The sequence below is a fragment of the Massilimicrobiota sp. An142 genome (assembly GCF_002160725.1).
Classification (GTDB): domain Bacteria; phylum Bacillota_I; class Bacilli_A; order Erysipelotrichales; family Coprobacillaceae; genus Allocoprobacillus; species Allocoprobacillus merdigallinarum.
This window is the reverse complement of sequence record NZ_NFLD01000058.1, coordinates 1-7,222: the sequence shown is the minus strand read 5'-3', so window position 1 is coordinate 7,222 and position 7,222 is coordinate 1. Positions and strand designations below refer to the sequence as shown.

Annotated in this window: 7 protein-coding genes; 5 read left to right on the top strand and 2 right to left on the bottom strand. The window is 29.7% G+C overall.

Features of this window, described 5'->3' with window-relative positions:
* The first annotated feature begins 106 nt into the window (after positions 1-106).
* The 5 genes from B5E87_RS14365 (at position 107) to B5E87_RS14345 (ending at position 3,834) form a co-directional block, all read left to right on the top strand.
* Positions 107-550, top strand: coding sequence for an Hsp20/alpha crystallin family protein (locus B5E87_RS14365; protein ID WP_087246041.1), 444 nt, complete (start codon positions 107-109; stop codon positions 548-550).
* A 137-nt stretch (positions 551-687) separates the two neighbouring features.
* On the top strand, positions 688-1,320 hold the full coding sequence (locus tag B5E87_RS14360; protein ID WP_087246039.1) for a CDP-alcohol phosphatidyltransferase family protein: 633 nt from the start codon (positions 688-690) through the stop codon (positions 1,318-1,320).
* Positions 1,317-2,177: a phosphatidylserine decarboxylase gene (locus B5E87_RS14355; RefSeq protein ID WP_087246037.1), complete on the top strand. Its 861-nt coding sequence runs from the start codon at positions 1,317-1,319 to the stop codon at positions 2,175-2,177. The genes B5E87_RS14360 and B5E87_RS14355 overlap by 4 nt, the downstream gene beginning before the upstream one ends.
* 12 nt (positions 2,178-2,189) lie before the next feature.
* On the top strand, positions 2,190-2,963 hold the full coding sequence (locus B5E87_RS14350; RefSeq protein WP_087246035.1) for a ParA family protein: 774 nt from the start codon (positions 2,190-2,192) through the stop codon (positions 2,961-2,963).
* Positions 2,950-3,834, top strand: coding sequence for a ParB/RepB/Spo0J family partition protein (locus tag B5E87_RS14345; RefSeq protein WP_087246033.1), 885 nt, complete (start codon positions 2,950-2,952; stop codon positions 3,832-3,834). The genes B5E87_RS14350 and B5E87_RS14345 overlap by 14 nt, the downstream gene beginning before the upstream one ends.
* Positions 3,835-4,523: 689 nt before the next feature.
* Here the strand turns inward: B5E87_RS14345 and B5E87_RS14340 are convergent.
* Positions 4,524-5,810: an ABC transporter ATP-binding protein gene (locus B5E87_RS14340; protein WP_087246031.1), complete on the bottom strand. Its 1,287-nt coding sequence runs from the start codon at positions 5,808-5,810 to the stop codon at positions 4,524-4,526.
* Entirely contained in the window at positions 5,782-7,116 is a 1,335-nt protein-coding gene (locus tag B5E87_RS14335; RefSeq protein ID WP_087246043.1) for an FtsX-like permease family protein, read from the bottom strand. Before B5E87_RS14335 ends, B5E87_RS14340 begins: the two co-directional genes overlap by 29 nt.
* Positions 7,117-7,222 lie beyond the last annotated feature (106 nt).

Sequence of the window (7,222 nt, the reverse complement as noted above, 5' to 3'; positions counted from 1 at the left end):
TAAATAGAAATAAGGAAAGAGAATAAAAAAGGCATTCCTTACTTCTCATATCAAACATTGTTCATTCTCTAACAATGCTTAGAATTATTCATAAGAGGTGATATATATGTTAATGCCTAGTATTTTTGGAGAAAGTTTATTTGATGACTGGTTTGATGATTTTGACAAGGAATTCTTTGGAAAGAAAAATCCATTGTATGGAAAACATTCAAGAAATGTGATGAAGACAGATGTCAGAGAAACAGAAGGAACATATGAATTAGATGTGGATCTTCCAGGCTTCAAGAAAGAAGATGTGGAATTGTCATTTGACAATGGATATTTGACAATCTCAGCTAAAAAGAGCTTAAATAAAGATGAGAAGAATAAAGAAGGACAATATATCCGACAGGAAAGATATGCAGGAAGCATGAGTCGAAGCTTCTATGTGGGAGAAAGTGTACCACAAAGCGATATCAAGGCTAAATTTGAAGATGGAGTCTTGAGAATATCAATACCAAAACAGGATATGAAAGTCATCGAAAACAACAATACAATTACGATTGAATAAATAGTCAGGGTTCGAGAAATCGAACTCTTTTTTTGTAGACAATTCATGAAATTTCTTCTATTATAGAAAAGTCCTATAAAAAAATGTAGAAGTATGCTATAATACAACCGTTAAAATAAAATGTGTGGGAGAAAGATATGATTGGTTTTTATAATTATACTGTCATATTAACTTATTTAAGTTTGATAAGTGCTTTGTTTGGAACGCATTTGGCATTTAAAGGAAATTTTAGTGGAGCACTTATTTGCTTATTATTAAGTGGTGCTTTTGATTCTTTTGATGGAATGGTAGCACGTACTAAAAAAGACAGAACAGAGGAAGAGAAAAAGTTTGGGATACAAATTGATTCATTAGCTGATATGTTTAGCTTTGGTATTTTTCCAGCTATTATTGGATATACCATGATGGATTCTATTGTGTGTGGTGTAACTTGGTTATGGTTTTTTATTTTTGCGTTATATGCTTTATGTGCTATTAGTAGACTGGGATATTTTAATGTGGTTGAAGAAATGCGACAAAAAGAAACCACAGAAAAAAGAAAATACTATCAGGGTTTACCTGTTACAAGTGCAGCATTAATCTTTCCAGCTATCTATTTATTAAGACATGTTTTGACAGCTGAGTTGACGTATAGTATATATGCATTGGTTATGTTTGTTGTCGCATGGGCATTTATTATTAATTTTCAAGTAAGAAAACCTGGTTTAAAAGGCATTTTAGTTATGCTTGTTATGGGTATTTTGATTTGTACAGGATTGTTGATGTTATGAGAATATTTGACCGAAGTGGACAAGAACTCATTGTCAATCAAAGACAAAATCAATTATTAAAATTTTTATACAGTCATTTTTTAGGAAGATGTGCACTAAAAGTGTTAACCCTTCCTTTTATTACCCACATTGGTGGCTGTTATATGAATAGTCGATTTTCAAAACGTAAGATACAGCCGTTTATTCAACAAAATCAAATTGATATGAGTCAATATGAAAAACAGGAATATAGCTGTTATAATGATTTTTTTACTAGAAAAATAAAAAAAGAAGCAAGACCCATTTGTATGGAACATGATCTTTTGATTGCACCTGCAGATTCTAAATTAACCTATTATCCAATTCATCAAGATACATGTTTAACAATAAAGGATACCGTCTATTCTTTATCTGATTTATTGAAGAATCAATCGTTAGCTCAGGAATATGATGGTGGAACATGTCTGATTTTTAGGTTGACGGTAGACGACTATCATCGTTATTGTTATATTGATGATGGAACAAAAGAACAGGATATTTATATACCTGGTATTTTTCATACTGTTAATCCTGTTGCAAATGATTATTACCCCATTTATAAACAGAATTCACGTTCATATTCATTGTTACATACACAACACTTTGGGGATGTTATTTATATGGAAGTAGGCGCAATGATGGTAGGAAAAATTGTGAATCATTCCAAGACATCATTTCAGCGCGGAGAAGAAAAAGGATATTTTGAATTTGGTGGATCAACAATAGTTGTTTTGTTTAAAAAAGATATAGTTGTTATAGATGAAGATATTATTAAAAACTCTCAAAATAATGATGAAACACGTGTGCTTATGGGAGAGAAAATAGGAATAAAAAGATAAGGAGGAAAGAAAATGTCAAAGGTTATAGCTGTTACAAATCAAAAGGGTGGTGTTGGTAAAACAACAACAAGTGTTAATTTAAGTGCAGCTCTTGCATATATGGGTAAAAAAGTTTTATTAATTGATATTGATCCTCAGGCAAATGCGACACAGGGATTAGGTGTTGATCGTGCATCTTTAGAATACACAATTTATGATGCTATCGCACAGCAAATGCCTATTCAAGATATTAGTATTCCTTCTGGTGTAGATAACCTTGACATTGTTCCAGCAAATATTGATTTGGCTGGTGTTGAAATTGAACTTTCACAAGTCAAATCTGGAAGAGAACAAAGACTGAAAAAGGCATTAGGTGAATATAAAAATAAATACGATTATGTGATTATTGATTGTCCACCGGCACTTGGTTTATTGAATACAAATGCTTTAACTGCTTCGGATTCTGTATTGATTCCTGTACAGTGTGAATATTATGCCTTAGAAGGACTTACACAGTTGTTGAATACAATTTTATTAACACAAAAGGTTTTTAATGAAAACTTAACTATAGAAGGTGTTTTACTTACAATGTTGGATGCACGTACCAATTTAGGAGTGGAAGTTTCACAGGAAGTTAGAAAATACTTTAGAGAAAAAGTATATGATGTTGTGATTCCTAGAAATATTAAATTGTCTGAAGCACCATCTGAAGGATTAAATATTTTTGATTATGATGCTCATTCTGAGGGCGCAAAAGCATATGCCAAATTGGCTAAGGAAGTGGTGAAACGAAATGGCCGCAAGTAAAAAGAAAAAAAGTGGTTTAGGTAAAGGTTTAAATGAATTATTTCAAGGTGAAGATATTCAAACAATGATTGATGCAATTGAGAAAAAACCATCTCAATTTGCACAAGTTCAGATTCCCATTGATCAGATTCGTCCTAATCCTTATCAACCTAGAAAACATTTTGATGAAGAAAAATTGAATGAATTAGCACAATCTATCAAAGAACATGGGATTTTTCAGCCAATTATCTTAAAAGAAGCGATTCAAGGTTATGAAATTGTTGCTGGAGAAAGACGTTATCGTGCAGCTTCGATTGTTGGTTTAACAGAAGTTCCAGCTATTATCGTAGAATTTACAGATCAGCAAATGATGGAAATTGCATTGCTGGAAAATATTCAACGTGAAGATTTAAATGCAATTGAAGAAGCTCAAGCTTATCAGAATATGATGAAAAAGCTCAAATTAACGCAAGAAGAATTAGCAAAGCGTATTGGTAAGTCTAGAGCTCATGTAGCGAATACTGTTAGACTTTTAAAGATGCCTCAAAAATTACAGGACTATGTTTTAGAAGGCACACTCACAATGGGACATATCAAGCCTTTAATTACAATTGATGAAAAGAAAGCTTTAGAAGTTGCAAAAAAAGCTATTGAACAACAGTTATCTGTAAGAGAAGTTGAAGATATTGTCAAAGGAATCAAGCTTCAAGAAGCAAGAAAGTCTAAACCTAAAGAAGTGAAACCTCAAGAATATGTTTATGTAGAAGGATTATTACGTAAAAAATACCGCACAAAAATTAAAGTTGATGATCATACAATTACTTTGAAATATACAGATACTAAAGATTTAAATAGAATCTTAGAATTAATGGGAGTTATTGAAGAATCATAAGACTTAATATACTGAACATGAAATGACAATATAAAGACAAGTGGAGGTAAAAATGAAAAAAATATATTTTTTATAAAGATTTGTTTCTTTATTGTTGTTATATCAGTGTCCATATATTTAAAAGAAAACGATTTATTAACATATATAGCTCCAATAGGTGCGTTCGATCAAACTAGCACGATTATTCAATTTAATGAATTTTCAAATGTTCTGATAGGGAGTAGTTTGCTATTACTTGCTATATTCTTTGTTTATTATAGAATGAGTATACACTTATCTTATATTACATCATTAGATAAAATAGTCTTATTTTACTATATTATATATTTTATCATTATATTAATTACTAAATTCTCATTTTATGAATTTACTGCTGATATGGCTCAATTAACATTTATGTTATCTTCTATCACATTTTTACAATCTCACTTTTTAAAAATAATACCTATTGGAATAATCATTTATATTCCAATAATATATTTATTTTTTATTCAAAAAAAAGATTGTAAGAGATGAAAGAATCATGATGATAAGATGACTGACTTCAATGACATTATGTCAGAATGGTTATTAATCAGTTGATAATGATATGATGACTTAAAATATACAGATACTCAAGATGAAAATAGAATCTGAGAATTCATTTGAATGATTGAAGAACATAAAAACCTGTTCATATGAGCAGGTTTTTATTTCTTTTTCAATAGATCTTTGTGAGTTCTTTTATAATATTTTTGACGAGAATAATCATCAGGATATTGATGATAAGCATCTTCAATGTGTCGGGGATCAATAACTTTAACATGATTTTGATGGAAGTAATCAATAATATGAATGAAATCATCTTTATTTTTTACTTTAAGTTTATATGTTCCTTGAGGACTGACACAATCTAATAGAATATGAAAGACATATTCACTATATATACCAAAAATAACAAACTGTGCAGTTAAATCCATTCTGATTTCTTGAATATCCTTGAAATCAAATTCAATATCATCATGATGAACATTCTGATAAGATATGTGAGTACCATGAATATAAAGCGGTGTACTATTTTTTAAGATATTTTCATCACTTTTGAATCCATCCAATACCATATAAACAGTTTGTCTGGATATAAATGCTTTATCTTGATTATCAACTTTGATTTTTTCAGTTGTAGGAGCAGGATTGGTAGATTGTAAAGGGCTTGTCTGATCAAATTCATAAAGCAATGTATCTTGATGAACGACTTGGTTAATTTGGTCTAAGAACTCCCTTTGTGTTGCTTGATTTCTTTGGACAACAGCTTTAATACCACCATCATATAAATACATCATTGTTTTTCCATAACTGGCAATCATAGGATCGTGTGTCACTAAAACAATTGTTGTATCACGTTGATTGAGATGCGATAGAATTGTTAAAAGCTTATGAGAATTTTTAGAATCCAAATTACCTGTAGGTTCATCACAAAATAGAATTTCTGGTTCATTGACTAAAGCACGTGCAATAGCGGTTCTCTGGCATTCACCACTTGAACATTCATGTGGAAATTTATCAAGAATACCTTCGATTTCTAAATCTTTCGCAAGATTTTTGATTCTGTTTTCAATATCTTGACTTTTTTGATTACCTAGAATAATAGGAGCAGCAATATTATCATAAATAGATAGATAAGGAATTAAGTTATGATTTTGAAAAACGAAACCTAATTTTTGATATCTAAATTCACATAAGTCATTTTTATGCATTTGAGAAATATACTGATTAAAGATTTGTATATCACCACGACTAGGTTGATCTAATGTTGATAAACAATTTAATAATGTACTCTTCCCAGAACCAGAAGGTCCCATAATACAGATAAAATCACCTTTTTGAAGTTGGAAATTGACATTATTTAAAGCATAGATATTTTTTCCTCGTTTTAAGAATATATCCTGATCATATATTTTTGATATATTATTCGCCTCTATTAAGATATTTGACATTGTTGATGACCTCCTTTATACAGTGTCTTTCTTTCAAGATAATATAAATCATAAGCAAAGTATATAAAACCAAATATAAACATTCTAAGCTATACATCACTTGGCTTGTGAGAAATTGATGAGTGATAATATAATCCCCTAAAGAATAGATGTAAACAAATGGTATAAAGATAACTAATATAAGAAATAAAAGATTTTTAAATATAGAAATTTGAAAAAGTTTACTTGGACTATAACCTAAAGCATATTGTGTTGCGTAAATATGCATTATGGATTTGATATATAGTGAATACTTGATAATAAAACATAGTAACAACATGATTAGCATCATAATAAAACACGGGATAATGAATGGGGTTATATAACTCATGTCACCACTCATTAATACAAAGATAAACATTGTAGGTAAGACAATGGAATGAATATTAGCAATAGAAACAAGCTGATTGGTTAAATCAATAAAGCTTGAAATGCTGTTGAATAAGAGTGGGTGATGAAGAAGTGTTGAGTGAAATAGATCGAATAAAAGTGGAATGAAAGTATTAATAATGGAAGCAATAGATATTAGAAATAATGCAAAATAAATGAATTTATTTTCAAATAATGAATCAGTCGCTAATGCATATAATGAGTAGAAAAAGATATAGAGAGTGAATAGGGATGAAATGATCTGACCGGTTGGAACCTTACGTTTTTGATCATGACGACTCATAGAAATCATATAAGGTGTCACTTTTTGCATATTCTTATGATTTATTGTTTCTATAATATGAGTATCAATCTCCGTAAACTGTTGAGCACTTATTGCTAAAATAAAGATCACAGTAAAGATTAAAAAGAAAGTATACAAGAAAAATGTATTTAAGAAATGATATTGGAAAATATAATTCATATGAATATGGATCAGATAAATATTGATACCTTTCATAATCAAGATACCTAAAATGAATCCTAGAAAAAAAGCAATCAAAGACATGATACCATATTGAATTATCAGATAAAGAAATAAATCTTTGGGTTTTCTTCCAAAAAGTAATAACATTGAAAATTCATGTTTTTTATTTTGAATAAAATATTTCGCAACAAAAACACTCAATACAACTGCTATCATTAAGGTTAAAAATGGAATAAAGGCAATTGCCCTGAATGTCATCCAGTCAATTTTTAAATCTAAACGCGAAAGATGATCATACATGGCAATAAAACAAAATTCAAAAGAAGCTATCAATGTTAAGATACTTAATAAAAGTAAATAGTCTTTCTTTTGATGAATAACAATTTTTTTAATGAATGTGATTATTCGCATGTAAAAGCACTGGTAGTCGCAGACATCTGCACCACCTCAATCGCATAAAGTGCACCACTTATATTTATACACAATTATAGTCAATCATGTCCAAACATGATTGACC